At 54.0% G+C, this 24,148-nt stretch carries 24 protein-coding genes and 1 tRNA gene; 15 read left to right on the top strand and 10 right to left on the bottom strand.

The window, feature by feature from the left end:
• Positions 1 to 57: 57 nt before the first annotated feature.
• Positions 58 to 1,260, bottom strand: coding sequence for a pyridoxal phosphate-dependent aminotransferase (locus HCR00_RS06195; RefSeq protein ID WP_166986685.1), 1,203 nt, complete (start codon positions 1,258 to 1,260; stop codon positions 58 to 60).
• Positions 1,261 to 1,367: 107 nt separating this feature from the next.
• Between HCR00_RS06195 and HCR00_RS06190 the strand changes: the two genes are divergently transcribed.
• The 8 genes from HCR00_RS06190 to purE all read left to right on the top strand — a co-directional run bounded on the left by HCR00_RS06190 (position 1,368) and on the right by purE (position 6,313).
• Positions 1,368 to 1,440: transfer RNA gene (locus HCR00_RS06190), tRNA-Trp, on the top strand.
• A 41-nt stretch (positions 1,441 to 1,481) separates the two neighbouring features.
• Positions 1,482 to 1,739, top strand: a complete 258-nt coding sequence (gene secE, locus HCR00_RS06185) for a preprotein translocase subunit SecE (RefSeq protein ID WP_166986688.1) — start codon at positions 1,482 to 1,484, stop codon at positions 1,737 to 1,739.
• A 33-nt stretch (positions 1,740 to 1,772) separates the two neighbouring features.
• The gene (gene nusG, locus HCR00_RS06180; protein ID WP_166986692.1) at positions 1,773 to 2,507 is read left to right on the top strand and encodes a transcription termination/antitermination protein NusG; all 735 of its coding nucleotides are present in this window, start codon (positions 1,773 to 1,775) and stop codon (positions 2,505 to 2,507) included.
• A gap of 183 nt (positions 2,508 to 2,690) precedes the next feature.
• The gene (rplK, locus tag HCR00_RS06175) at positions 2,691 to 3,113 is read left to right on the top strand and encodes a 50S ribosomal protein L11 (protein ID WP_167143731.1); all 423 of its coding nucleotides are present in this window, start codon (positions 2,691 to 2,693) and stop codon (positions 3,111 to 3,113) included.
• A 14-nt stretch (positions 3,114 to 3,127) separates the two neighbouring features.
• Positions 3,128 to 3,817, top strand: coding sequence for a 50S ribosomal protein L1 (gene rplA, locus HCR00_RS06170; protein ID WP_166986701.1), 690 nt, complete (start codon positions 3,128 to 3,130; stop codon positions 3,815 to 3,817).
• A 210-nt stretch (positions 3,818 to 4,027) separates the two neighbouring features.
• A complete protein-coding gene (locus tag HCR00_RS06165; protein WP_167143728.1) occupies positions 4,028 to 4,501 on the top strand; it encodes a hypothetical protein in 474 nt (157 codons plus the stop codon).
• Between the two features lie 14 nt (positions 4,502 to 4,515).
• Complete coding sequence (gene purK / locus HCR00_RS06160) at positions 4,516 to 5,772, top strand: 5-(carboxyamino)imidazole ribonucleotide synthase (protein ID WP_279586806.1); 1,257 nt, start codon at positions 4,516 to 4,518, stop codon at positions 5,770 to 5,772.
• A 31-nt stretch (positions 5,773 to 5,803) separates the two neighbouring features.
• Positions 5,804 to 6,313, top strand: coding sequence for a 5-(carboxyamino)imidazole ribonucleotide mutase (gene purE, locus HCR00_RS06155; protein ID WP_167143726.1), 510 nt, complete (start codon positions 5,804 to 5,806; stop codon positions 6,311 to 6,313).
• A gap of 6 nt (positions 6,314 to 6,319) precedes the next feature.
• Here purE and HCR00_RS06150 read toward each other — a convergent pair whose 3' ends face one another.
• On the bottom strand, positions 6,320 to 7,429 hold the full coding sequence (locus HCR00_RS06150) for a glycosyltransferase family protein (RefSeq protein ID WP_167143723.1): 1,110 nt from the start codon (positions 7,427 to 7,429) through the stop codon (positions 6,320 to 6,322).
• A gap of 143 nt (positions 7,430 to 7,572) precedes the next feature.
• Between HCR00_RS06150 and galE the strand changes: the two genes are divergently transcribed.
• Genes galE through HCR00_RS06125 form a run of 5 tightly spaced genes read left to right on the top strand, consistent with a single transcriptional unit; the run spans position 7,573 to position 13,262 of the window.
• Positions 7,573 to 8,622, top strand: a complete 1,050-nt coding sequence (gene galE, locus HCR00_RS06145; protein ID WP_167143720.1) for a UDP-glucose 4-epimerase GalE — start codon at positions 7,573 to 7,575, stop codon at positions 8,620 to 8,622.
• Complete coding sequence (locus HCR00_RS06140) at positions 8,622 to 10,010, top strand: LCP family protein (protein ID WP_167143717.1); 1,389 nt, start codon at positions 8,622 to 8,624, stop codon at positions 10,008 to 10,010. The genes galE and HCR00_RS06140 overlap by 1 nt, the downstream gene beginning before the upstream one ends.
• Before the next feature lie 5 nt (positions 10,011 to 10,015).
• A complete protein-coding gene (locus tag HCR00_RS06135) occupies positions 10,016 to 11,053 on the top strand; it encodes a glycosyltransferase (protein WP_243854573.1) in 1,038 nt (345 codons plus the stop codon).
• Positions 11,050 to 11,940: a glycosyltransferase gene (locus HCR00_RS06130; protein ID WP_243854572.1), complete on the top strand. Its 891-nt coding sequence runs from the start codon at positions 11,050 to 11,052 to the stop codon at positions 11,938 to 11,940. Before HCR00_RS06135 ends, HCR00_RS06130 begins: the two co-directional genes overlap by 4 nt.
• Positions 11,937 to 13,262: a M20/M25/M40 family metallo-hydrolase gene (locus HCR00_RS06125; RefSeq protein ID WP_167143714.1), complete on the top strand. Its 1,326-nt coding sequence runs from the start codon at positions 11,937 to 11,939 to the stop codon at positions 13,260 to 13,262. Before HCR00_RS06130 ends, HCR00_RS06125 begins: the two co-directional genes overlap by 4 nt.
• Positions 13,263 to 13,286: 24 nt before the next feature.
• On the opposite strand, the gene HCR00_RS06120 is transcribed toward HCR00_RS06125, so the two are convergent.
• From HCR00_RS06120 to HCR00_RS06090, 7 genes are read right to left on the bottom strand one after another with little or no spacing between them, the layout of a single operon-like run.
• Positions 13,287 to 14,096: an ABC transporter ATP-binding protein gene (locus HCR00_RS06120; protein ID WP_341747200.1), complete on the bottom strand. Its 810-nt coding sequence runs from the start codon at positions 14,094 to 14,096 to the stop codon at positions 13,287 to 13,289.
• Entirely contained in the window at positions 14,080 to 15,036 is a 957-nt protein-coding gene (locus tag HCR00_RS06115; protein ID WP_243854571.1) for an ABC transporter permease, read from the bottom strand. The genes HCR00_RS06120 and HCR00_RS06115 overlap by 17 nt, the downstream gene beginning before the upstream one ends.
• Positions 15,037 to 15,041: 5 nt before the next feature.
• Positions 15,042 to 15,761: a DapH/DapD/GlmU-related protein gene (locus HCR00_RS06110; protein WP_167143711.1), complete on the bottom strand. Its 720-nt coding sequence runs from the start codon at positions 15,759 to 15,761 to the stop codon at positions 15,042 to 15,044.
• A gap of 2 nt (positions 15,762 to 15,763) precedes the next feature.
• Positions 15,764 to 16,750 (bottom strand): Gfo/Idh/MocA family protein, encoded by a 987-nt coding sequence (locus HCR00_RS06105; RefSeq protein WP_166986729.1) that lies wholly within the window; start codon positions 16,748 to 16,750, stop codon positions 15,764 to 15,766.
• A gap of 41 nt (positions 16,751 to 16,791) precedes the next feature.
• Positions 16,792 to 18,894: a DUF6541 family protein gene (locus tag HCR00_RS06100; RefSeq protein ID WP_167143708.1), complete on the bottom strand. Its 2,103-nt coding sequence runs from the start codon at positions 18,892 to 18,894 to the stop codon at positions 16,792 to 16,794.
• A gap of 26 nt (positions 18,895 to 18,920) precedes the next feature.
• On the bottom strand, positions 18,921 to 19,262 hold the full coding sequence (locus tag HCR00_RS06095; RefSeq protein ID WP_166986737.1) for a DUF2304 domain-containing protein: 342 nt from the start codon (positions 19,260 to 19,262) through the stop codon (positions 18,921 to 18,923).
• The gene (locus HCR00_RS06090; protein ID WP_167143705.1) at positions 19,262 to 19,942 is read right to left on the bottom strand and encodes a glycosyltransferase family 2 protein; all 681 of its coding nucleotides are present in this window, start codon (positions 19,940 to 19,942) and stop codon (positions 19,262 to 19,264) included. The genes HCR00_RS06095 and HCR00_RS06090 overlap by 1 nt, the downstream gene beginning before the upstream one ends.
• 105 nt (positions 19,943 to 20,047) lie before the next feature.
• On the opposite strand from HCR00_RS06090, the gene HCR00_RS06085 reads away from it, so the two are divergent.
• On the top strand, positions 20,048 to 21,157 hold the full coding sequence (locus HCR00_RS06085) for a DegT/DnrJ/EryC1/StrS family aminotransferase (protein WP_167143702.1): 1,110 nt from the start codon (positions 20,048 to 20,050) through the stop codon (positions 21,155 to 21,157).
• Here the strand turns inward: HCR00_RS06085 and HCR00_RS06080 are convergent.
• Entirely contained in the window at positions 21,154 to 22,299 is a 1,146-nt protein-coding gene (locus HCR00_RS06080; RefSeq protein WP_167143699.1) for a glycosyltransferase, read from the bottom strand. The two genes, HCR00_RS06085 and HCR00_RS06080, sit on opposite strands and share 4 nt — an antisense overlap.
• Before the next feature lie 54 nt (positions 22,300 to 22,353).
• On the opposite strand from HCR00_RS06080, the gene HCR00_RS06075 reads away from it, so the two are divergent.
• Entirely contained in the window at positions 22,354 to 24,144 is a 1,791-nt protein-coding gene (locus HCR00_RS06075; protein WP_167143696.1) for an ABC transporter ATP-binding protein, read from the top strand.
• Positions 24,145 to 24,148 lie beyond the last annotated feature (4 nt).

The raw sequence follows: 24,148 nt of genomic DNA, 5'->3' as shown, positions 1-24,148 counted from the left end.
TACATCTAAAAAGCCGGTCTGGATGGTAAACCAGACCGGCTTTTTAGATGTCAGAGACTATTTTGTGCCAAACAGTTTTTGCAGGCGCTGGATGCCCTCAACCAGTGCCTCATCGCCCAGTGCGTAACTGAAACGCAGATAGCCGCTCGGGCCGAACGCCTCGCCCGGCACCGCCGCGACCTCGGCCTCTTCAAGAATGATGTCGGCGAGCTCAAGTGATGTCTGAGGGGTCTTACCGGCAACCTCAGTGCCGAGCACCTCAGAAACATCGACGTAAGCGTAGAACGCACCCTCAGGCATTGGGCAGTTGAAACCACGCACTTTATTTAGCTCAGCAACGATGAGCGCACGACGACGCTCAAAGGCCTGACGCATTTCTTCAATCGGCGCAGTGTCGCCCGTCAAAGCCTCAATCGTTGCGCGCTGCGCAATGTTGTTGACGTTGCTGCAGAGGTGTGACTGGAGATTCGCGGCAACCTTAATTGCGTCAGCAGGGCCGACCATCCACCCCAAACGCCAACCGGTCATAGCGTAGGTCTTAGCGACACCGTTCACAAGCAGTGTTTGCTCAGCGAGCTCTGGCACAGCCTCAACAATTGAGACAGCCTTTACGCCACCGTAGGTGAGATTTTGGTAGATCTCATCGGTAATCACCCACACGCCGTTTGCGAGCGCCCATTCACCGATAGCCTTTGTCTCTTCAAAGTTGTAGACAGCCCCGGTTGGGTTTGATGGTGACACGAACACAACAGCTTTAGTGCGCTCTGTACGGGCAGCCTCAAGCTGCTCGACAGTGACCTTATAGTTTTGATCTGCTCCTGCATAAATCGGCACCGCAACCCCGTCAGCTAGTGCAATCGCCTCAGGGTAGCTGGTCCAGTACGGGCCTGGCAAAATAACCTCATCGCCCGGGTTAATAATTGCCTGGAAAGCCATATAAACCGCCTGTTTACCGCCGTTGGTGACGATAATCTGTGCAGGATCCACCTCAATGCCACTGTCGCGCTTAGTCTTCTCGGCAATTGCCTTGCGCAATTCTGGGAGACCCGTTGCCGCGGTGTAGCGGAAGTTTGCCGGATCATCGAGCGCAGCGCGTGCTGCATCTACGATGTGGGGTGGGGTTGGGAAATCAGGCTCACCCGCAGCGTAACTAATTACCGGGCGACCCTCGGCTTTGAGGGCTTTCGCTTTTGCGTCGACCTTGAGCGTTGCTGACTCGGCGATTGCCGCCATCTTCTTTGAAACACGTTCCCTTGTCATGTCTTTATCATAGTGCAGTTAGACAATCGGAGCGTTATACCGTATGCTTGACAGGTGCTAGTAAATAGCATTAATTTTTATGTCCGCAACACATAAAAATCACCCAAAGGGCGGTGGCTCAATTGGTAGAGCAGCGGTCTCCAAAACCGCAGGTTGCAGGTTCGAGTCCTGTCCGCCCTGCAAATAACTCACACAGTGGGTTGATTAAGAGAGGAAAATGCGTGAGCAGCACTGAGATCCAGGCATCTGCGGCGGGTCGGGCAGCAGGCAAAAAGCCAAATATTTTTGCGCGCATCATTCTCTTCATCAAGCAGGTTTTTGTTGAGCTGAAGAAGGTAACCACTCCAACTCGTAAAGAGCTTTGGAAGTATTTCCTTGTGGTGCTCGGGTTTGTTGTGCTGATGATGCTGTTTGTGACAGTCATCGACCAGTTGTTTGGTTTGGCGACCTCATTCCTGTTCGACGGCTCAAGCTACTAAGAGCTTGCTCAATAGCTATTAAGGAGCGATTGTATGACTTCTGAAAATAACGTGGAGGAAACCCTCGAAAACGCGCTTGACAAAGCTGCTGTGGAGGCGAATGGCGAGGCCACTGCTGCCGCTGTTGATGCAGATAGCGCAGAGGGTGAGGATCGCGCAGTTGATCCTTACAAAGAATTTAAGCGCGAGCTGCGCCGCAAGCCCGGTAAATGGTACGTCATTCACAGCTACGCGGGCTATGAGCGCAAGGTAAAGCAGAATCTGTGGCACCGTCGCGAGATCATGAAGGCGACCGAAGACATCTACGAAGTAGAAGTGCCTATGGAAGAAGTCATGGAGGTGCGCAACGGCCAGCGAAAGATGGTTTCGCGTGTGCGCATTCCCGGCTATGTGATGGTGCGCATGAACCTGAATGAGACAACCTGGTCTGTTGTGCGCCACACACCTGGTGTTACCGGATTCGTTGGTAACGCACAGGATCCAATTCCGCTGCGCTTCAACGAAGCTTTCGAGATGCTGAAGTCAACGGTTGAGATTGATGGCGAAGGCAAGGGCGAGGCGGCTGCGCGTGCTGCCGCTGCTGGCAATGTTGACATTGATTTCGAGCGCGGCGAGACCATCACCATCACCGGTGGCCCATTCGCTGGCTACCCAGCAACGATCAACGAGATCAATGCGGCAGCCGGCAAGGTTGTTGTGCTTGTTGCGATGTTTGACCGTGAAACCGCGGTTGAGCTTGGGTTCGACCAGATTGAAAAGATGGTCTAAAATTAGAGACTTGTGCATCGATTTTCGGTGCACTTACTTGCCAGCTTGGTAAGTAACCTTCACTGCATCGGTGAAGTGCCCCAAAACTCACGTGTTTCGGGGCGCGCCACAACGGCGCAACTACCGCCGACAGAAATACTGTCGCGTGGGAGAGGCCCTCGGGCTTCGATGAAAGGAAAACTCATGGCGAAGAAAGTTGTGGGTCTGATTAAACTTCAGATCCCTGCTGGCGCCGCTAACCCAGCACCTCCTGTAGGTCCTGCGCTCGGTCAGCACGGCGTCAACATCATGGAATTCTGCAAGGCATACAACGCAGCGACTGAATCACAGCGCGGCAACATTATTCCTGTAGAGATTTCTGTTTACGATGATCGTTCATTCGATTTCGTGCTTAAAACTCCACCAGCAGCTGAGCTCTTGAAGAAGGCTGCAGGCGTGCAGAAGGGTTCAGGCACCCCGCACACCGTGAAGGTCGCAAAGGTTACTCGCGACCAGGTACGTCAGATCGCAGAGCAGAAGATGGCTGATCTAAACGCTAACGATCTTGACGCAGCAGAACTTATCATCGCGGGCACCGCTCGCTCAATGGGCATTACGGTCGAATAGGAGGGGCGTAGAAAATGGCTCAGAAGTCAAAGGCATACCGCGCCGCTGCCGAAAAGATCGAGGCAGGCAAACTTTACACTCCAGCAGAGGCAGTAACCCTCGCTAAGGAGACCGGCTCAGCAAAGACTGACAGCACCGTTGAGGTTGCTGTGAAGCTCGGCGTTGATCCACGCAAGGCTGATCAGATGGTGCGTGGCACCGTTTCATTGCCACACGGCACCGGTAAGACCGCACGTGTGATCGTTTTCGCTATCGGCCCGGCTGCTGAGGCAGCTATCGCGGCTGGCGCAGATGAGGTGGGCGGCGACGAGCTTATCGAGAAGGTTGCTGCAGGCTGGACCGATTTCGATTCAGCAGTTGCAACTCCCGACATGATGGGTAAGGTCGGTCGTCTTGGTAAGGTGCTCGGTCCGCGCGGCCTGATGCCAAACCCAAAGACCGGCACTGTTACCCCAAATGCTGCACAGGCTGTGACAGACATTAAGGGCGGTAAGATCGAGTTCCGCGTTGACAAGCACGCTAACGTGCACTTCATCGTTGGTAAAGCATCATTCAGCCCAGAGCAGCTGACCGACAACATTAATGCTGCGCTGGAAGAGATTGCACGTCTTAAGCCAGCATCATCGAAGGGTAAATACTTTATCAAGGGTGCGGTTTCAACCACCTTTGGTCCTGGTATCCCGCTCGATGTAACCGGTCTCTAAACACTGGTTGATTGTTTTTTGGGGCTCCGCCGCACGGTGGGGCCCCAATTTTTTTTATGAAAGTTCTTTGTATCGCGGCCAAGGCTTAACCAAACTCTTACGGGTCGGCAATGTTTGTAACAAGCTGTGGGTAATCGTAAAACATGTGAGGATTTCCACAGATCCACCTGCAGCTAAACACCTGCACAATAACTATGTTTGGCTGGTGGTATGAGTTTAGACACAACCGCAGTTATGCAGATCGTTTTCGGCGCGACTGTGCTGCTTGTGTGCGCTGCGATTGTGACGCTCATAATCTGCCAACAGCGACGATGCAAATTCTGTCGCGACTATGGAGTGCCGAAAAATGTTAGCTGGCAACTAATCTGGCTGTTTCCGCTGGGGCGTGAATATATAGCGCAGTTGCGAGCGGCGCATGTCACTAATATTGCAGATATCTCTGAGACGGTTGGTGAGATGCCGAAAGACGCCTGGGCAGAGATAAAACTGCCGGAGACAGCTGTCGCGCAGCTTAGGGGGCTAAGCAGCAGCGACCGCAGTGAGCAGACAACAAGCTACAGTTCAGGCAAATCGTTGCCGCAGCAGCGAAAACTTAAAGTCTGCTACACAGACGAAGATCTCACTGCGAAATACGAAACAATATTTGAGACGGCCAGAGACACTGTGCGGGCGCATTACAATTAACTAGGAGGTAAACGTTGACGACACCACTGAATGCAGATGCTCCCGGTAAAATACGTGTTGGCGTAATCGGAGCGGGGCAGTTAGCGCGCATGATGGTGCCCCCAGCAATTCATTTGGGGCTCGATATTAGCGTTCTCGCAGAGGGGCCGAATATGAGCGCCGCTCGTGCAGCTGATGCAGAGGGCGACTATCGCGACCTTGAAACGGTGCGTGAGTTTGCTAAGACAGTTGATGTTGTCACCTTCGATCACGAGCATGTGCCAACAGCCATTCTTGAAGCGCTTGAATCCGACGGTGTGCGGGTGCATCCAACCCCCGCCGCCCTGCAGTACGCGCAAGACAAAATTTTGATGCGCCAAAAGCTCACAGAAATCGGTGCGCCAGTGCCTGAGTGGGCATCAGTTTCTGATCCTGATGAACTGACTGCGTTTATAGCTGAGCACGGCGGGCGTGCGGTCGTGAAAACAGCTCGCGGTGGCTACGACGGTAAGGGAGTTAGAGTCGTTAGTTCCGCTGCTGAGGTGGCTGATTGGTTCGCCGCACTAGCAAACACCGACACGGAAAAAGCAGAAAACGAGCCAGGCCAGGCTGCACAAGCGCTTCTGGTCGAAGAGCTTGTTGACTTTACGCGTGAACTGTCGCAGCTTGTCGCACGGCGCCCAAGCGGCGAGATCGCAGCCTGGGAGGTTGTTGAAACTGTGCAGCGCGACGGGGTGTGCGCTGAGGTTGTTTCCCCCGCGGTAGCGCGAACCGCAAACGAGCAAACCGCTGCCGCACAGACAGCGAAACCGTCGGCAAGCAACAGCCAAAATACTGCGCTGGCAGACACCGCTCGCAGCATTGGCGAACAGATTGCTACAGGGCTTGGTGTGACGGGTGTTATGGCGGTTGAAATGTTTGAAACAGCAGACGGCCGCTTACTGGTTAATGAGCTGGCGATGCGCCCGCACAATTCCGGACACTTCTCAATCGAGGGAAGTATCACCAGCCAGTTTGAGCAGCACCTGCGTGCTGTTACAGACCTACCGCTTGGTAGCACAGCAGCCACAGCAAAAGTTGCGGTTATGATCAATGTGCTCGGCGGGCCGGCTGAAGGCCCGATGCCGGTGCGTTACGGTAAAGCGCTCGCAGCATTCCCGCGCGCTAAATTTCACTCATACGGTAAAGATCCACGCCCCGGTCGCAAAGTTGGTCACGTCACTGTGACTGGGAGTGATCTGGCAGAGACTCTTGATTATGCGCGGGCAGCTGCCGCCGTTTTCAACAACTAACTTCTAACCCCAATAAGCTGCAGGAGAAAAGATGTCGCAAACGCCACTGGTCGGAGTAATTATGGGATCCGACTCTGACTACCGAGTTATGGCAGACGCTGTGGCGATACTGCGAGAGTTTGGTATCGCACACGAAGTGTCGGTTGTGAGCGCCCATCGCACGCCAGAGAAAATGGTCGATTATGCCCGGTCAGCAGCTGCACGTGGTTTGCAAGTAATTATTGCTGGCGCCGGTGGGGCTGCCCACCTGCCGGGAATGGTTGCCTCAATGACCACACTGCCGGTTATCGGTGTGCCAGTGCCGCTAGATAAGCTTGACGGCCTAGATTCACTGCTTTCGATAGTGCAGATGCCCGGCGGAATACCGGTAGCAACTGTCTCGATCGGCGGTGCGAAAAATGCTGGAATTCTTGCCGCACGTATTATTGGTGCAAACGACCAGGCGGTGAGCCAGAAACTCGCGCAGTATGCGAGCAGTTTAGAGCAGCAGGTGGCCGCTAAAGATCAAGCGCTGCAAGAGCGGGTTACGGCTGAGGCCTAGGAGCGCTTAAATCTCAGCGTGAATCTGCCAGATTTCACGGGCGACTCGATCCCATGAGTAGACTCCTCTGCGATCTGCGGCTAGCACCTGAAGCGTTTGCAACTGCGCAGAAACCTGGGAGTCGCTATCGAAAAGATCTTGTAGCAGGCGCTCAAGTGTCTCCTGATTGCTGAATACGGCACTGCCTTCCTGCGCAAATTCAGTGACCTCATCGTGCTCAGCGTGCGCAATTGGGATGCCAGCCTCAAGCGCAGCATACACCTCATAGCCAGCCCCTAAGTGCTGCTGCGGCAGCACTAAGAGCTCTGCTCCAGCAAGCACAGCACCAATATCTGTCGCTGCTTCAAGTGCCGGATAGCAGACCCGATTATCTGCGGCAGCTGGTGTAGCGCTGTCGGCAGTAGCCGATTGATCCGAAAGAAAATTAAAACTGGTGTCGAGCGCCACCAATTGCGGTGCCTCGCGCACAGCGGTAACCGCTTTCACCAGTGATTCCAATTCTGTGCTGCCGGCCGGCGCAGTGGTGACAATATAGTGTTTCGGCAGGCCAAGTTCTTGACGACGCTTTTTCGCGTTATCTCCGGGCAGAAACTCGGTAGGGGCCGCCAATGGAACAACGTTGACACGCGTGGCGCCGTGCTGCGCCTGCAATTTTTCTGCAAGCGTGTGGGAGGTTGCGAGAATTCTGTTCGCGTTTTTTACTGCGCGTTTCAAAAGCGCCCGCGGTGCACGGGTAACAGGATTGAGCGGTGAACCGACGCTCGCCTCTGGCAGATGCGTCACGGACACGGTGACTTGGGTGCCATCCGCATTCGAAAGCGGGCTCGTTGGAGCCAGGGGTGTTAGCGCGTGCACAAACTCACCGCTCAAAGGATTCGCTGCTGCGCTAGCACGCCACACTACGGGCAGAGTTTTTGCCGCTAACGGAATTTCAGAAATAGTCAGATTCGGATCGGAAATCTTAGGCAGCTGCGAGCCGCGCGGGAGCAGATACTCAATCTTGCAACCACGGGGTGCTGTTGCAAGGAGAGCCGCTGTGAGATCTTGCAGCGCAAAGCGATTTGCTTCGTGATCATGATCAAAAAACGTCTCACCTATGACGTTTAGAACAGTCATCGGAATCCTCCCGAAAGCAAATCAATACAGTGTTAATTTTAGAGCGCAGATGCTAGAGAATTGCTGGTGACGCACCACCGCAACAGACATCTAAGAGTGGCTAGCACACACAGCGCAATAAAATCACAGGTACCCTTATAGTTATGCGCGTTTTACTGACCGGCGGCGCCGGCTACATTGGCTCACACACGGCTGTTGTTCTCGCCGAACGCGGACACGAGGTCGTGATTGTTGATGACTACTCAAATGCTCACCCAGAGGCGGTGCGGCGCGTTGCTGAAATTGTGGGCAAAGCTGTGCCGATGGTGGAGGCGGATCTTGCGAACCAAAAGGCCGCCGCACAAGCGTTTACAGATGCCGCTGCGGCTCTTGGCGGTGAATTAGACGCGGTGATCCACTTCGCGGGTTTAAAAGCTGTTGGTGAGTCCGTTGCGCAGCCAACCCGCTACTACCGCACAAACATTAACTCAACACTAAACGTGCTCGATCAGATGCGTGCGCACAGCATCAATCGCTTGGTTTTCTCAAGCTCAGCAACGGTCTACGGAGACCCTGAGACGAACCCGATCGCTGAGACACAGCAGGTTGGGGTCGGTCTCACAAACCCCTACGGCTGGTCCAAGGCAATGAATGAGCAGATTATTCGTGATGCGGCGGTTGTGCAAAAGGGTTTCAGAGCGGTGCTGTTGCGCTACTTCAACCCGGTGGGTGCCCATGAATCTGGACGCATCGGCGAAGACCCGAGCGGTATTCCAAACAATCTCATGCCGTTTGTCGCGCAGGTTGCTGTGGGTAAAAGAGAGCAGCTGTCTGTTTTCGGCAGCTCATACCCAACACCTGATGGAACGGGAGTGCGTGACTACATCCACGTTATGGATCTTGCTGAGGGGCACGCCGCAGCGCTAGAGGCAGCGGGCGAGGGGGTTGCTGAATACAATCTCGGGAGCGGCAAAGGATCGAGCGTGCTTGAGGTTGTTGCAGCTTTTGAACAGGCAAGCGGCAGGCCTGTGCCGTATCAGATTGTGGACGCCCGGCCCGGTGATGTGGCAGAGTGTGTGGCGGATCCGCGGAAAGCTAACGCCGAACTAAACTGGCAGACTACCCGCTCACTAGCTGACGCCTGTGCTGACTCATGGCGTTGGCAGTCGCAAAACCCGAACGGCTATGCAAAAGACGGGGAGGTGACGGCATAATGGCCACAAGCCAGCTCGCAGCGCAGTTGGAACAACCGTTAAGGTATCCAGATACCAATTCAGAACCGTTTATGACCAAGCGCGCTCGCTGGTTGGTTGTGCTCGGCTTCCTGCTGCCGGGCACCGCGCAGATTACCGCGGGTAAAAAGAAACTAGGCCGCTTCGGGCTGGCAGCTTCAATTTTTATGTGGTCTTTGCTGGCGCTTGCCGCGCTGGGTTTTTTTCTCTCGCGCAGTTTTCTTATAAACCTACTCACGAACACTTGGGTGCTGCTGGTAATCCAGATACTGCTGATCGGTTATGCGGTGCTGTGGCTGGTGTTGGGTCTTGACACGCTGCGAATGGTGCGCGTGCGCAAGGTGAAGAGCGCGTGGCGGCTCCCCGTTGTGCTGCTCTCACTCGTGCTGACAGTTGTGCCAGCGTTGGGAGCCGGGTGGGCGGCCAACACTATTAACGCCGGGCGCGGGCTTATCAATGATCTCTTCCAAAACCACCAAGCCGCGGTGGAACCGGTGGACGGGCGCTACAACATTCTGCTGCTCGGCACCGACGCTGGCGCAGATCGTGAGGGTATTCGTCCTGACAGTATTTCGTTAGTCAGTGTTGATGCTGAAACTGGGCAGGCGCTAATTATCGGTCTGCCGCGCAATCTTGAACACGCGCCGTTTCCGGAATCCAGCCCGATGCACACCCTGCACCCGGACGGCTTTGGTATCGGCACCTACTGCTACACCGGTGAGTGCTATCTGAACCACATCTACACCGAGGTGCAGGAGTTCACTCCAGAGCTCTACCCGAAAGCAACTAAGCGAAGCTCGACTCCGGGCATTGAGGGCACAAAAGATGCCGTTGAGGGCGCCACAGGTTTGCATGTGCAGTTTTATGTGCTTATCAACATGGACAGTTTTGAACGTTTGATTGATGCTCTCGGCGGAGTGGATATTAATGTGAAAGAGCCTCTGCCGATCGGTGGTGATGCTTACGGGAACGGTGTTGAAGGGTACGTTGAAGCGGGACAGCGCCGACTGAGCGGCTTTGAAGCAATCTGGTATGCGCGCAGCCGCTATGGGTCAGACCGTGGTGACTATGACCGCATGGAGCGCCAGCGTGAACTGCAGGCGGCCATTGTGGCGCAGATGACACCGGAGAACGTGCTGCTGCGTTTCCAGGAGATTGCTGCCTCTGGCAGCTACATTGCAGACACCGATATTCCAAAATCGATGCTCGGCACATTTTCTGAACTTGTTATGAAGACAAAAGAATATCCAGTGCAGCGTCTGGAACTGGTGCCGCCAGCAGTAGACACCGCTGATCCAGACTATGCGGCTGTGCAGCAGCTTGTGCGAGACGCGGTTGCAACTGCCTCAGCACCAGAAGAAACAGAGTAGCTACAGTGAATCCAGTTGAAATGCATGTCACCGCGGTGCTGGTGTCATACAACCGCAAGAAACTTTTGCGCGAAGCGCTCGCCGCATTGGGTGCCCAAACCCGACGCCCAGACAGACTGATAGTCGTCGATAACGCCAGCGATGATGGCGCTACTGAGCTGGCAGCCGATTTTATCGCCGTTTGGGGCAACCGCGGCAGGCTGATTCAGCTCACACAGAATACTGGCGGCGCCGGTGGTTTTACGGTGGGTATCGCAGCCGCGCTGCTGCCGGATAGTGACGGTCGGATGAGCGACTGGGTCTGGGTTATGGATGATGACACGGTGCCACACCCTGATGCCCTTGAAAACGCGCTGCAGGCGCATGCTCGTTTCGCTGCAGCCGGTCAAGATTCGCTCGCTGTTATGGGGTCGCGGGTTGTTTGGACGGACGGCAATAACCACCCGATGAACACCCCTAAGCCAAAGATTCTCGCCGCTGACCGTGAGAAAAAGCGTGCGGCCGCTGCCGGCGGCACTGAGATCCGCTCTATTTCTTTCGTATCCGCATTTCTTAGAGTGCCGCGAATTCTTGCAGAAGGGCTTCCCGTTGCAGACTACTTTCTCTGGAACGATGATTTTGAATACTCCGCCCGGCTGTTGCGTGGCGCGCGAGGTCTTTTCGTGCCAGACTCGGTTGTCACACATAAAACTAAACTTCGTGGCTCTAGCGACACAGACCCGGGTGAGCGCTTCTACTTTGAAGTGCGCAACAAGACCTGGGTGTTTAATCAGTCGCGCGCGTTAAAGCTCTGGGAGCGTAACGCCTACCGGGCAGCAACAGTTAGGCGCTGGCTGCGCACAGTAAAAAATTCCACGAATCGCAAACAGCTCGCGAACTGTCTGCGCAGGGGTTTACGTGACGGGATCGGCACAAAACCACGCTACAACAGTGAGGTGCTACTGGGTGCTGGGGTGCCGGATGATGTGGCGGCGGTCATCGCGCACCTAGAAGAGCCCACCTTCAAAAGAAAGACCGTAGCCGACTGGAGCAGCAAAACATGAGTGACGCTAAGCAGACAGAGAACACACTGAAAACTGCTCCCTTTACGCTGCTGATGAGTGTTTATGCCGGTGATACTGCCCACGATTTGAAACGCGCCTTCGAAAGCTCCGTGCAGGAACAAACCTTAGCCCCCGCAGAAGCGGTTATCGTGCAAGACGGTCCGGTGAGCCCGGAGCTTGCGGCAATGCTTGAAACAATCGCGGCAGCAGCGCCGATCCGCACGAAAATCATAAAACTTGCGCGCAATCAGGGGCTTGGCGCCGCGCTCAATAACGGCCTTGCAGCCTGCAGTTACGAGTATGTTGCGCGCATGGATGCAGACGATGTGAGCCTGCCTGAGCGCTTCGCCACCCAATGGGCGCGGGTGCAGCGTGACAACCTTGACCTGCTCGGCACCGGCATGTATGAGTTCAGCAGCGATCACACAACGCCCGGGATGCGTCGAGTGCCGCCCACCGGCGCCGCTATCCGGACACACATCCGGACTCACAATCCCGTAAACCACCCAACCATGCTGTACCGCAAAAGCGCGGTTGAAGCGGTTGGCGGTTATGACGAGATGGGATCGATGGAAGATTACTACCTCGTTATTCGGATGCTCGCAAACGGGTCAAAAGTCGATAATCTTGCTGAACCACTGCTGGCATACAACGTTGGCGACACGACAGCGAGCGGAGTTTATAAGCGTCGTGGCGGTATCGAACCATTGATAACCGAGGTGCGCATTCAATGGCAGTTGCTGCGGGCGGGGTTTATCGGCCCTGTGCGTTTCATTGTGAACAGCGCAGTTAAGGGCACCTATCGCTTGCTTCCGGCAGCTTTGAAGCGTAAAATTTTTAGTCGTTTTGTGGCAAACGGTCTGCCGGGCGAAAGGGGAACAAAATGATCGCTGACCCGCTCGATACAACAGTAACTTTGCTGCAAGACCTGATTCGTGCAGCGTGTGTGAACGACGGCACAGACCAATCCGGACAGGAGATTCGGGCAGTCCGGGTGCTGCAAGACTTCCTTGCCGGGTCTGACGCCGAGATTGAGGTCTATGAAGCACTGCCGGGCCGTGGCTCGCTGGTAGCGCGCGTGAAGGGCACCGATCCTAACGCACCAAAGGTTGGCATGCTCGGCCACCTTGACGTTGTTCCAGTTGAGCGTGAGGCCTGGGAGCGCGACCCCTTCGGCGGCGATCTCATCGACGGTGAAGTTTGGGGTCGGGGCGCGGTCGATATGCTCTTTCTGACCGCCTCATTTGCGACTGTTCTGCGTGAAGTCGCGCTCGCGGCTAAAGACGGTCGCCCACCACGCGGGGATCTGCTGCTGATCGCCGTAGCCGACGAAGAAGCAGGCGGTGAGCGCGGCATTAAATGGCTTTTGCAGAACGCCCCAATCGTGCGTGAGGTAACAGAGATTATCGGTGAATCCGGCGGCATGCGGTTCGGTAATCACCTGGCTATCGAAGTGGGGGAAAAGGGCAGCGCCGGCCGCAAAATTAAGGTTAAAGGTGTGCCCGCCCACGCTTCTATTCCTTTCGGATCAAATGGCGCGGTTTCGGTTTTGGCAGAAGCAGAACGACTTTTGCGCGAAGCTAAAGCCCCTGTCGTTTTGGGTGAAACATGGCAGGCGTTTGTGACCGCTCGCGTCAGTGATGAAACCGTAGCTGAAAAGCTGCGGCACCCGAGCACCGTTGCAGAAGGGATCGCACAGCTCGGTGTCATTGCTGGCTATGCGCATGCAATTTCGCGCACGACGTTTGCGCCAACCAAGGTAAGCGCGGGATCCGCACACAATGTGATTCCCGCAAGCGGCACACTAACCCTAGATATTCGCACTCTGCCCGGTGTTAACGACGCAGCGGTTGATGAGATTTTGCGTGACACACTCGCGCCTTTGGGTGCGGATTTTGAGATTAAACACCTGCTCGGGTGGGCGGCCACACAGTCGCCAACCGGCTCCGATCTTTTTCAGGTGTTGACTGAGGTTGCAACTGAGGTTTCTGGCGCCCCCACGATCCCGCTCCTGGCCGCCGGCGGCAGCGACTGTCGCTTTTACAGAGAGCTTGGCATTCCGGCTTATGGCTTTGCTGTGCTCAGCCCGCAGTGGACGTATGAACAGTACCGTGAACGCATTCACGCGCACAATGAGCGTATCGACGTTGAATCGATCAACCTCACTCTAACCGCGCTGCGCACCGCAGTGGGACGCAGAATCGGGTAGCGCGAGTTTCGCACTTTACGCTGCCTATCTGCGGTTGTGTTCCCGCATGAACTCGACAGCCTCGTCAATCGGGCCGTCAAACGCTTTGCGGCCGTGATCTAGCACGATCCCGCGCTCGCAGAGACGCTTCACCTGCTTTGCATTGTGGCTCACAATAAACATGGTGGTGTTACGTTCCTTCAGCTCTTCCAGCCGATCCATACACTTATTAGCGAAATTTGCATCACCGACAGCAAGCACCTCGTCAACAAGCAGCGTGTCTACCTGTGTGTGGATCGCTACTGCAAAACCGAGCCTTGCGTACATGCCGGAAGAATAGAATTTTACTTCAGTGTCGATGTATTCACCGATCTCAGCGAACTCTTGGATCGCATCGAATTTCGCATCAACCTCTTCGCGGCTCATACCCAAAATTGCGGCGTTGAGATACACATTTTTGCGTCCGGAAAGATCCGGGTGAAAGCCCGCGCCAACCTCAAGTAGGCCGCCCAGTGTGCCGCGGGTGCGCACCCATCCGCCGTCGGGTTGCATAACACCCGAGAGCAGTTTTAGAGTGGTTGATTTGCCTGAACCGTTGTGCCCCATAACCGCGACGGACTGCCCTTCGGGTACGGAGAATGTGAGGTCTTTTAACGCCTCGAATTTACTGGATGTTTGCTTGCCACGAATCTTTGCAACAAAGGTTTCTTTCATTGACTGAGTGTGTTTAATTGCAAAGGTTTTGGTGACCCCGTTGAGCACAATTCTCGGGGGAGAAGTATCGCCTGGCCGCGGTGCCTCCATCGGATTTGGGAGGTTTGGATCAACAACCGGGAAGTTAGAGTCGCTGTGCAAAGATACCCTCCATCTTACGGAATGACAGCTGCCCAAAGAACAGGCTCAGAATCGAAATACCAACTGCTGCGAGAATATAGATCGACATATGCCCTGGACGTTCAGCGCCTGGTGATATTGGTAACCAAATACCATCGTGTATCAGCTCGATCGCAACGGTTACCGGATTTGACATATAGATGTGATAGAACCAACTCGGCGCAATGTCGCGAATCATTTGGAAGCTGTAGAGCACCGGGCTGGCCCAGGTGGAATACATAAGAATTAGGTCAACAATATTCTTTGCATCGCGGTAAATAGCGTTGATACCGCCGAAGAACATGCCGACACCCAGCCCAAAGACGAGCAGTAGCAGCACGCCGCCGAGAAGTGATAAGAGGGCGGTGAAGCTGAACTTCCAGCCAAAGATAATTGCGATTATGAGCAGCAGCGAGGCTTGTGGCAGAAAGTGCACCATTGCCACCAGGGTTGACGAAACAGGGAAGAGCTCGCGCGGTAGAAAAATTTTGCGCACAAGGCCTCTGTTGTCGACGATACTCGAGGTGGCGTTTCTGAGAATTTCAGAAAATAGGCCGACCCCAACGATGCCGCAGAACAGGTAGATGGGATAGAAGTCGATGCCGCGAGTTGCGCCGAACACCAGCCCCACTACGAGGTAGTACATCAAAAACTGTGCTGCTGGTCGAATATACGACCACACCCAGCCGAGCACGGAACCGTAATACCGTGTCGCGATTCCTTTATTGGTCAGGAGCGAGAGCAGATAGCGGTTTTTGAAGACGTCTATGAGGCCGCGGCTGTGACCGGGGCGGCGAAACTCAGGATGGTTTTTATACTGCGCATAGTGGGCAGACATTGCCTGCTCACGCTGCTCAGCAATTTCTGGTCGCAGCGAGGGAATGGTCGCCTCGTATGAGTATGATTCAGTGGAGTCGCTCATCGTGCCTACCCAACCTGCATAACCTTATCGCTGGCACGCTCAGCCCACCAGTCAACCAGTTCTTGCAGTGATTCGAGTTTTTGTTGCAGCTCTGCTGCTGTTAGGGGTGTCTGGTTTTGATAGGCGAGCGCGAGAGTCTCACTCAACTCTGGTGCGAACCCCGCACGCTCAAGACCAACAGTGTTAATGCCTTTGATGCGTGGTGGGGTGCCGAAGACTTTCGCGAACGGCGGCACATCCGCGGTTACTGGCGTGCCCATGCCGACCATTGCGCCGCCGCCGATCACCCTGCGCTGATGCACGACCGCATTCATGCCAATGTTGACCCGCTCGCCAATTTCGCAGTGCCCGCCAATCGAGACACCCGCGGAAACGGTGGTGCCATCACCGATCTGTACGTCGTGCGCCAGATAGGCACGATTTAGGATCCAAGCATCTTTGCCCACATATGTTGGGCGGTGGCTCCCCTGATGAATAACCGCAAGTTCGCGCACCACCGCACCGGCTGCGATAACCACGCCAGCTCCACCGGTCTCGCCGGCCCAAGCGGCGTTTTGCGGCAGAGAGGAAATTTCTGCGGGCGCACCAATCTGCGCCCCCGCACCAATAAAGACGTCGTCACCGATGGTTGCAGGGCCGAGTATCACCGCGCCGGGGCCGATTTTCACATTCTGACCGAGCGTGACGTTTTCGCCGATATATGCGCTTTCAGCTATATGGGACATAGTTACATCAATTCTATGGTTTTACCAGACTTGCCTGACTCTAAAGCGGCTTCTACGATGCGCAGAGTTTCAAGACCTTCACGCAGGGTGACATGATCCTGACGAACTCCCAGAATCGCATCGCGGAAAGCCTCATGTTCGTTCTTTAGCGGTTCTGTCTTATTCAAAGCAAAACGGGTTACGGTGCCTTCGCTGACGCCGCGGAAACTGGTAACGGCGTGCCAGTCTCCCTCGCCAACACCGTTTTCGTAGTATGTGAGGTCAGCGGTGAGGGTGTCGGCCACCATAGCGCCACGCTCACCTGTCACAACGACGGTGCGCTCCTTAAACGGAGTGAGCCAGTTAACGATGTGGTTGACCATAATGCCGTTTTCAAGCTTGCCGGTGATCGCGACCATATCCTCATGTTCGCGCCCCGAGCGATGGGTTGTTTCTGCCGCAACATGTTGGTAAGCAGACTGAGCAAGCCACGCGGTGAGATCAATATCGTGACTGCCAATATCTTTCACAACACCAACGTCTGCAATGCGGACTGGGAAAGGCCCCTGACGGCGGGTTTGGATCTGATACACCTCACCAAGCTCACCGTCTGCTATCCGTTTACGCAGCTCAATTAGCGCCGGGTTGAAGCGTTCAATATGGCCGACAGCTGCGGTGAGATTAGCCTCTTCAAACGCAGTCACCAGCCGCTCTGCCGCTTCTAAGTTGTGCGCGACCGGCTTTTCAATCAAAGAGTGCACCCCGGCAGCGGCGAGCTTCAGCCCAACGGCTTCGTGGAATCCGGTTGGCACAGCAACAACCGCTACTTCGATACCGGCGCTGATCAGGCCGTCAACAGAGTCGAAGAGTGGCGTGCTGCCAGCGACATTGTGCGGATCGCCCATCGCGTCGGCAACAGCAACTAGCTCGGCACCTTCGAGTTCGCGGATGACGCGGGCGTGGTGACGTCCCATCATACCTAAGCCGATGAGGCCGTATTTTAATGCCATGTTATTCCTCTTTTCTTCGTGCCTTAATGCTAGCGCTACGATCAGTTGCAACCGGTAATTTCGTAGAGTTTAGCGTCGCCTTCTGCATCAATTTGCGTCAGGATCGGAGACCTATCCAAATAGTTGAGACCTGGGAAGTCTTCCGGATTAATGGGTTTTTGCCTTGGAATCATTTCACCGTCAAACTCGGTTGCGGTAGTTTCGACAGGCAGGGTGAGGGTGATAGGTTTTACAACTTCACCATTCTCATCAACCTCTGTTTTAATAGCGTGCAGAATTCCCTGGTGGATGAGATCTTCTACCTCATCTTGATCTCGAACCTCATAGATCACAGGACCGAAGTCGAGCATATGGGTAATTCCGAGTTGGCTGGTGAGAGTGCAAGCTTCTGCGGCTGGCAGAGTAGCAAATTCGTGTGCGAGCTTAACATTCTCAGGTGTGGTTTGGAACCGCAGGTGTTTGAACAGAGTGTCACGGTTGCTAATTGCCTGCGCGAAGCTCGTTCCCGTCCAAGGGTTACCCGCGATCAGAGCATCCTCAGGAAGCTCATCAGGCAGCCGCTTAAGGAGCTGCAGCTCATCATCCGATACAAAAGCGATATTTTCCGGATCAGCGAAGGTTGAGTATATGTCGTGCAGCTGATTGTATATCGAGGCGCCTTTGCCAGCGCTAAACAGCAACCCAAACACAACTGCAATAGCGATAGCGGGCTGCAGTGATTCTCGCCAGCCCGCTACAGGCTTAAGGTCCGCTGCACTGCTGAGCTTACCAATTATCCACCCGACAGTGATTGCCGCAAGCGGGATAGCGAAAATTGGGATGTAAGCCGCTAGGCGATGCGCATCGTTGTACCAAATTCCTGTAATGAATGTGCGCAGAGGGTCTGGGAAGCTGACCGCCACAATATAAAGGGCGCCTGAGATAGCCCAAGAGACAATGAGCCAGATATGTTTGCGCATCAGGATTAGCAACAGTAGGCCGCTCACTGTCAGTAATGAAATGGGGACAGCAACCGCATTGTTATTTAGAACGGTGTTAAAAAGGAACTGCGCAAGCGCTATGAATGGTGTTCTATTAAACTGCCTGTCGTTGTCTCCAGTTCTGAGCACCACGAATGCGACTGTGAGAGCTGACACAACCGCAATAGTTAACGCACCGACAGCGTATTTTTCTCGAGCATCAGCGTATTTGAAGCTGCGGATTAGTGCCGTAACCAGCAGTGGCAGCATAAATATGAGCGCAGCGATAGCAGAGCTAGGGTGAGCGAAAGCAGACGCCCCAAAGGCACCGGCGGCAAAAACTAGATACCCGATTTTAGTGTTTGATGTGCGGTTTGGATAGATGTTTAGCGCTCGCAGCACAGCACCGAGCGCAATGGGAATAAGAGCGGTCCCGAGCAGAGAAGGGTAGAGGATCCCCCAGGAGAGGAGATGGTAGGGGAAGTTCGGAAATAAGCCAGCGAGCAGAGCGGTTGCGAACTGGTATCGTTTTCCGTTTGGCAAAATCGGTGAGACAAAGAACAGAATTGCTACCGGCCAGACAATGCCTGCCACAGCAAAAGTTAGCCCGTTGGTGGCGGCAGCAACGCTTGCGCCGCTCAACTGGCTTATCAACGCCACAGTCGCGTGCCAGAGAGTTGGATAGAAGGATCCAGTTGTGCCGTCAGTGCTGGTCAGTGAGAAATTAAGGGGGGAGGGGCTAGCGCCCTCCAAAATATGGGTGACAGCGTTTAGATGGAAGAGGTTGTCGAAGCTGCGTGAGAAATTTTCTGGATCCCCAATGTTGTTAATAACGCTTTGTGAGAAAACCGCCAGGGTGACAAGCGGCGGAACAACAGCTAACAGAGTGACAGATACGGGACGGGGATCCTGCGACGCATACTCTGAGTGTGTCAGCCAGCGTCTAAACGGCAGCAGAGCTATTCCGACTATGACTCCCACGATGAGAGGGAGCAAAATATTCCATTTGACGGCAAATGCACCTGCAGCTAGTGTGCTTATTCCAATTACTGCGAATGATGCTGCAATGCTGCACGCCCAAAACGCAATGCCTGTCAGGCGCAGTGAGATTGCTGTGAGCAAACCGGGGATAGTGATAACAGCAATACTTACTATGAAAATTAGTCCGAAAGCGAGCCAGCTCACAATATCACCCTTAAAGTCTGCTGCGACTACTTAGATTGGTAGCGCTTGTTTGCCTCGGACAGTGCCATGGCACGCGCGAGCTTGGTAACCCGCGCGTCACTTCTAGCTTTTGCGCGAATTACAGCGCCTCCGAATAGCACTGCGGCAATAATAAAAAGATACAGTAGCAAATCAGTGCCGCGACCGACACCTAGAAAATTGGCTATTTTTGAGATTAGGCCTGGAAAGAGAATCGAGACGATTGCGAGCAGCGCGAAAGCCAAAGCAGCAAGTCTTTTGATGGCGAGCTGTTTCTCGCCACGGAGTGCTCTGAGAGTGAATACTACGCCGAGTATCACCGCAACGATCAGAAGAATCTGAATTGCCATTAACGCACCACCAAGTCAATCAAGATATTTACTGAGTTTAAGAGTGACTGACCCTTAGCTTTTGAATAGCTGGTGTAGAGCACCTCGACAGGTTCTTCAGCCCAGGGTAGATCGCACTTTCCGAGCTGAATAATAATTTCAGTGCCGTGCGCCATGCGATCCTGTTTGAGATCGATTTTTTTAAGCGCGTCGCGGCGAATTAGCCGTAAACCGTTGTGCGCGTCGGTGAGTTTCATGCTGGTGGCAAGGTTCGTAACGAAAGCAGCGGTTTTCAAAACCAGTTTTTTAAGCGCTCCGGGTTGGGTGCGCGTATCCAGGAATCGAGATCCGACTACAATCGCTAAATTTTCACATCGCGCCCGTTCGAGCATGCGCAGTGCGTCCTCAACCCGGTGTTGACCGTCAGCATCAAAGGTAATGACGTAGTCTGCGTTTTGCTGCAGCGCAAATTCAAATCCGGTTTGCAGGGCGGCGCCCTGGCCGAGGTTAATTGGGTGGTTGATTACGAAAGCGCCCGCCTGTTTTGCGAGCGTTGCTGACGCATCCGTGCTGCCGTCGTCGACACAAATCACGTGCTTGAAATGCTGTTTTAATTCTCTGATAACTTCAGCTATGACCGTGGCTTCGTTGTAGAGCGGGATCACCACGAAGGTGTCGTGATTGAGTGCACTCTGGGTCATCGGCATGTGTCTATTCTCTCAGAGAGCGATTCAAAACGTTGTAAATTCGCAATATAGGGGTAATCTCGCTAGTGAATACTCATTATTTATGAAAGGTTGGGCGTTATGACCGACTTTATTCCAGCGGCAAAACCGCTTATCGGTGATGAAGAGCGTGCGGCGGTAGATCGTGTGCTGCGCAGCGGTATGATCGCGCAGGGGCCAGAGGTTGCGGCCTTCGAGGAAGAGTTCGCTGAACACTTTGTGCGCGGGCGTGCAACCGTAGCGGTTAACAGCGGCACAAGCGGCCAGCACCTTGGTCTGCTCGCTAGCGGGATCGGCCCCGGTGACGAAGTTATCGTGCCATCATTCACTTTTGCGGCTACGGGTAACTCTGTCGCGCTTACGGGCGCAACCCCTGTTTTTGCTGATATCGAGCCGGATACATTTACGCTCGATCCGGCAAGTGTGCGCGCTGCGGTGACCGAACGCACTAAGGGGATCATGCCGGTGCACCTCTACGGTCACCCATTCATGGTCGATGAGATTCAGGCAATCGCAGACGAGTTTGACTTACAGATTTTTGAAGATGCGGCGCAGGCGCACGGTGCTTCCCTAAACGGCCGCCCGGTTGGCACCTTCGGTTCTTTTGCAATGTTTAGCCTCTACCCAACCAAGAACATGACCAGCGGTGAGGGCGGCATGGTGAGCTGTGCGACTGAAACAATCGCGCGTAATGTGCGTTTGCTGCGTAATCAGGGAATGGAAACACAGTACGCGAACGAGGTTGTCGGCTTCAACGCTCGCATGACAGATATTCACGCGGCAATAGGCCGTGTGCAACTGACAAAGGTTGATGGGTGGACCGAGCAGCGACAGCGCAACGCACGCTTTTTGAGCGATGCGCTCGCAAACGTGCCGGGTGTGACCGTGCCGGTTGTGCGCGAGGGAGCTGTGCATGTGTACCATCAGTACACAATCCGTGTTGATGCGGCCGAACGCGATCGCTTGCAGCGTGCGCTGCGTGAAGAGCACAATGTTGGCACAGGTGTTTACTACCCGATCCCGAATCACCGTCTGCCATCGCTTGAGAAGTTTGCACCTGGTTTAGAGCTGCCAGAAACCGAGAAGGCGGCTGCAGAGGTGCTCTCACTGCCTGTGCACCCATCTCTATCGCAGGCGGATTTGGATCGGATCGTATCCGGTGTAAGCGCCGTGCTCGGGGCTGGCGCTTAAGACGCCGCCGCTTTTTCAAGCACGTTAACAACTGTTCTTCCCGCCGCTTTGAGAGAGAAATTCTCAGCAGTCCAATCTGCTACCGCGCGGCGGGAAGAATCGTGCAGAGGTGCGTTTGCGAACTGGAGCATTGCCTCATATATTTCGTCAACTGCATAGTTGGTGTGAAGGCTAAACAGCTCGGGGTTTTCATCGAGAAAATCTTTGGTCGGGCCGACACCTGAAAATATGACGGGGCAGCCCGCGGCAAGCGACGAATAAATTTTTGTCGTGAATGCAAACTCGTAGCCACCTTGCGGATCTAAGGTCGCTAGGCTCGCTGTTGCAGATTGCAGCAACGGGAGTAGCTCACTGACCGGACGCGGATCAAGTATTTCAACACGATCGGCGATATTTAACTCGCGTGCGGCGGCCATAATTTCGTCTTTAACTGTGGAGTTGCCAACAAAAATGAGACGAAACTCTGGCTTTTGGCGCAGCAGTTTCGCAAACGCTGGGATCAGAATTTGTGCCCCGTGCAGTTCAGTGAATGTTCCGGCATAAATAAAATAGGGTGAGATTGGGGCCTGTGAATAGTGGAAAGAGTCAGTATCAGCTCCTGTGCCAGCCACGATCACCTCTGCCGCCGGTGCCAGCTCTAAAATACGATTGCGCGCGTTAGATGAAACGGTCGTCAACGCTTTAGCGCCGTTCAGCGCAAACTTCTCGATCCGACGTAAAATACTAAGCACCGTCTGTGACTTAGTGGCGTGCGCTGCCGCCTCCGACCACAGGTCTGCAGCTCGATAGACGTAGGGGATCCCACGCATTTTGCAGATCACTCGTGCCACCGCTCCCGTAGTTGGCGGCGGCTCAACAAAAACAACATCCGGTTTTTTAGAAAATAGCAGTCTGCACGCAAGCGGAATATCGAAGCTCATGTATTGGATGTAGCCGCGGACGTATCCCTCACGGTCACGCAGGACCGGGAATGACTTTATTTTTTCCAAGGTTGGCAGTCGTTTGCGACGCTTGGGCAGGTTCACTGTGAGCACGCGAACACTGTGACCACGGGAGGTTGCTTCATCAACCACGGCGCCTAAATAGATGGGGGCGGCCCCTGGCTCGGGTCTATAAATTCGACTGGCAATAACAATATCCATGGCTGTTAGCTATTCTACGGCGGTCTGCGAGCTTAACCCAGTACGATTCAACATATGAGTGTTAAGTATGCGGCTGTTGATTTCCGGAAAATTCTGACGTACCTTCCGGCCGGTACTAAACGCTATATGATCGTTTACTCTCTCGTTGCCTCGTTGCTTTCGCTGTTAGACGTGGCGGCGCTGATGGCTCTGGCCTTTTCTGTTTCTGCGGTGCTTGCCGGAAAACCAATTGTGGTGCCGGTTTTAGAGTGGTCGTTTGGGTCAGAGTATTACCTGCATGTAATTGCCACCATTTCTTTTGTGATTCTTTTAAAGACTGTTCTCTCGCTTTTGCAGCAGTGGTTTGCGACCCGAAAATTTGCCGCGTTTGAGATGAGTCTTGGTAAAAGACTGTTTGACGCCTACTTGGGGGCGCCGTGGGTAGAGCGGTTGAGCAGAAGCACCTCACAGCTTGTAAGAATGGCAGATGTCGGTGTGGCAACGATTAACGCCGGTATGATTTTGCCGATTTTGGGTCTGCCCTCAATGATTGTTTCGGCTGTTGTTGTGGTCGTGATTTTATTCGTTGTGCAACCGGTAACAGCTATTGCGACGCTAACCTATCTGGGTCTAATTGCCCTTTGTATATATCTGTTGCTCTCGCGACGCACACAGGAAGCTGGTCGAGTTAATCGTGATTATTCCTTTAAAGCCGCAGGTTTAATGACAGATATGGTGGGGGCGCTTAAAGAAGTGACCCTGCGCAATAAGTTTGGCGAGGTTTCTGAGGTAGTTCAAGACAGTCGTTTTCACGCGACAAGAGCACGAGCAAACCTGCAGTTTTTGGGATCGATTCCCAAATTTATAATGGACTTCGCTCTCATCGGTGGGTTTTTAATTATCGGCGGAGTTACTTTCTTCGTTGAGGGAACCTATGAATCTGCAATAAATGCGGTAGTGCTTTTCGCTGTTTCTGCAATTCGCTTGATTCCTGCGTTGACGGGTTTCCAAGGGACGATCAACGTTCTGAATGCGAACGGCCCGCAGGTGCGAGCTGTGATTAGAGATATTGAGGAAGCAGAACGCTATATAGAGCTGCGTGAAACAGTGGGCCGTGAAAAGCTGAATTCTGACCCTAAAATGCTCTCTATTCAGGACATAAGTTTCACCTATCCGAACCGTGAAACACCAGCTATTGACCGCGTTTCTGTGGATATAAAAATGGGCTCCTCTGTGGCCTTTGTTGGTGAATCTGGCTCTGGTAAAAGCACCCTTGTTGACATACTGCTTGGGCTGTTCGTGCCGCAAGAGGGGAGCATTTTAGTTAACGAACAAAACCTCTCAGATGTTTTGGCAGACTGGCGTTCTCGTGTGGGCTATGTGCCGCAGGAGGTATCACTGTTTGATGGAACAATTGAGCAAAATGTCGCACTGACCTGGAAAGGTGAAATTGACCGAGATCGGGTTATCGAGTCTCTGAAAAAAGCTCAGTTGTGGGAGGCCACGCAAGCACGGCCGGGTGGGCTGAAAGCGACTATCGGTGAACGCGGCATTGGTCTTTCAGGCGGTCAACGGCAGCGTCTTGGTATTGCCCGCGCACTGTACGCTGATCCGTCTGTGCTTATTCTGGATGAAGCAACCAGCGCCTTAGACACCGAAACAGAAGCAGAAATTTCAAAAGCTATTCGTGAGTTGCGTGGTGAAGTAACAGTAATCGCGATTGCGCACCGACTTTCTACGGTGCGTGACTTTGATTGCCTGCACTATATGGAGCATGGAAAAGTGCTTGCCAGCGGTCGCTTCGATGAAGTTGTTGCACAAGTGCCAGCTTTTGCGCGCCAGGCGACACTTTCGGGGCTGCTTTAAGGAG

This window comes from Canibacter zhoujuaniae (genome assembly GCF_011752005.1).
In the GTDB taxonomy this organism is placed as follows: domain Bacteria; phylum Actinomycetota; class Actinomycetes; order Actinomycetales; family Microbacteriaceae; genus Canibacter; species Canibacter zhoujuaniae.
This window is presented reverse-complemented; position numbering and strand designations above follow the sequence as displayed.

Bases quoted from the DNA above. Each gene is read 5' to 3' on its own strand.
- HCR00_RS06195 (WP_166986685.1), bottom strand. From the start codon at position 1,260: ATGACAAGGGAACGTGTTTCAAAGAAGATGGCGGCAATCGCCGAGTCA.
- nusG (WP_166986692.1), top strand. From the start codon at position 1,773: ATGACTTCTGAAAATAACGTGGAGGAAACCCTCGAAAACGCGCTTGAC.
- rplK (WP_167143731.1), top strand. From the start codon at position 2,691: ATGGCGAAGAAAGTTGTGGGTCTGATTAAACTTCAGATCCCTGCTGGC.
- rplA (WP_166986701.1), top strand. From the start codon at position 3,128: ATGGCTCAGAAGTCAAAGGCATACCGCGCCGCTGCCGAAAAGATCGAG.
- HCR00_RS06165 (WP_167143728.1), top strand. From the start codon at position 4,028: ATGAGTTTAGACACAACCGCAGTTATGCAGATCGTTTTCGGCGCGACT.
- purE (WP_167143726.1), top strand. From the start codon at position 5,804: ATGTCGCAAACGCCACTGGTCGGAGTAATTATGGGATCCGACTCTGAC.
- HCR00_RS06150 (WP_167143723.1), bottom strand. From the start codon at position 7,429: ATGACTGTTCTAAACGTCATAGGTGAGACGTTTTTTGATCATGATCAC.
- galE (WP_167143720.1), top strand. From the start codon at position 7,573: ATGCGCGTTTTACTGACCGGCGGCGCCGGCTACATTGGCTCACACACG.
- HCR00_RS06140 (WP_167143717.1), top strand. From the start codon at position 8,622: ATGGCCACAAGCCAGCTCGCAGCGCAGTTGGAACAACCGTTAAGGTAT.
- HCR00_RS06130 (WP_243854572.1), top strand. From the start codon at position 11,050: ATGAGTGACGCTAAGCAGACAGAGAACACACTGAAAACTGCTCCCTTT.
- HCR00_RS06125 (WP_167143714.1), top strand. From the start codon at position 11,937: ATGATCGCTGACCCGCTCGATACAACAGTAACTTTGCTGCAAGACCTG.
- HCR00_RS06115 (WP_243854571.1), bottom strand. From the start codon at position 15,036: ATGAGCGACTCCACTGAATCATACTCATACGAGGCGACCATTCCCTCG.
- HCR00_RS06110 (WP_167143711.1), bottom strand. From the start codon at position 15,761: ATGTCCCATATAGCTGAAAGCGCATATATCGGCGAAAACGTCACGCTC.
- HCR00_RS06105 (WP_166986729.1), bottom strand. From the start codon at position 16,750: ATGGCATTAAAATACGGCCTCATCGGCTTAGGTATGATGGGACGTCAC.
- HCR00_RS06095 (WP_166986737.1), bottom strand. From the start codon at position 19,262: ATGGCAATTCAGATTCTTCTGATCGTTGCGGTGATACTCGGCGTAGTA.
- HCR00_RS06090 (WP_167143705.1), bottom strand. From the start codon at position 19,942: ATGACCCAGAGTGCACTCAATCACGACACCTTCGTGGTGATCCCGCTC.
- HCR00_RS06085 (WP_167143702.1), top strand. From the start codon at position 20,048: ATGACCGACTTTATTCCAGCGGCAAAACCGCTTATCGGTGATGAAGAG.
- HCR00_RS06080 (WP_167143699.1), bottom strand. From the start codon at position 22,299: ATGGATATTGTTATTGCCAGTCGAATTTATAGACCCGAGCCAGGGGCC.
- HCR00_RS06075 (WP_167143696.1), top strand. From the start codon at position 22,354: ATGAGTGTTAAGTATGCGGCTGTTGATTTCCGGAAAATTCTGACGTAC.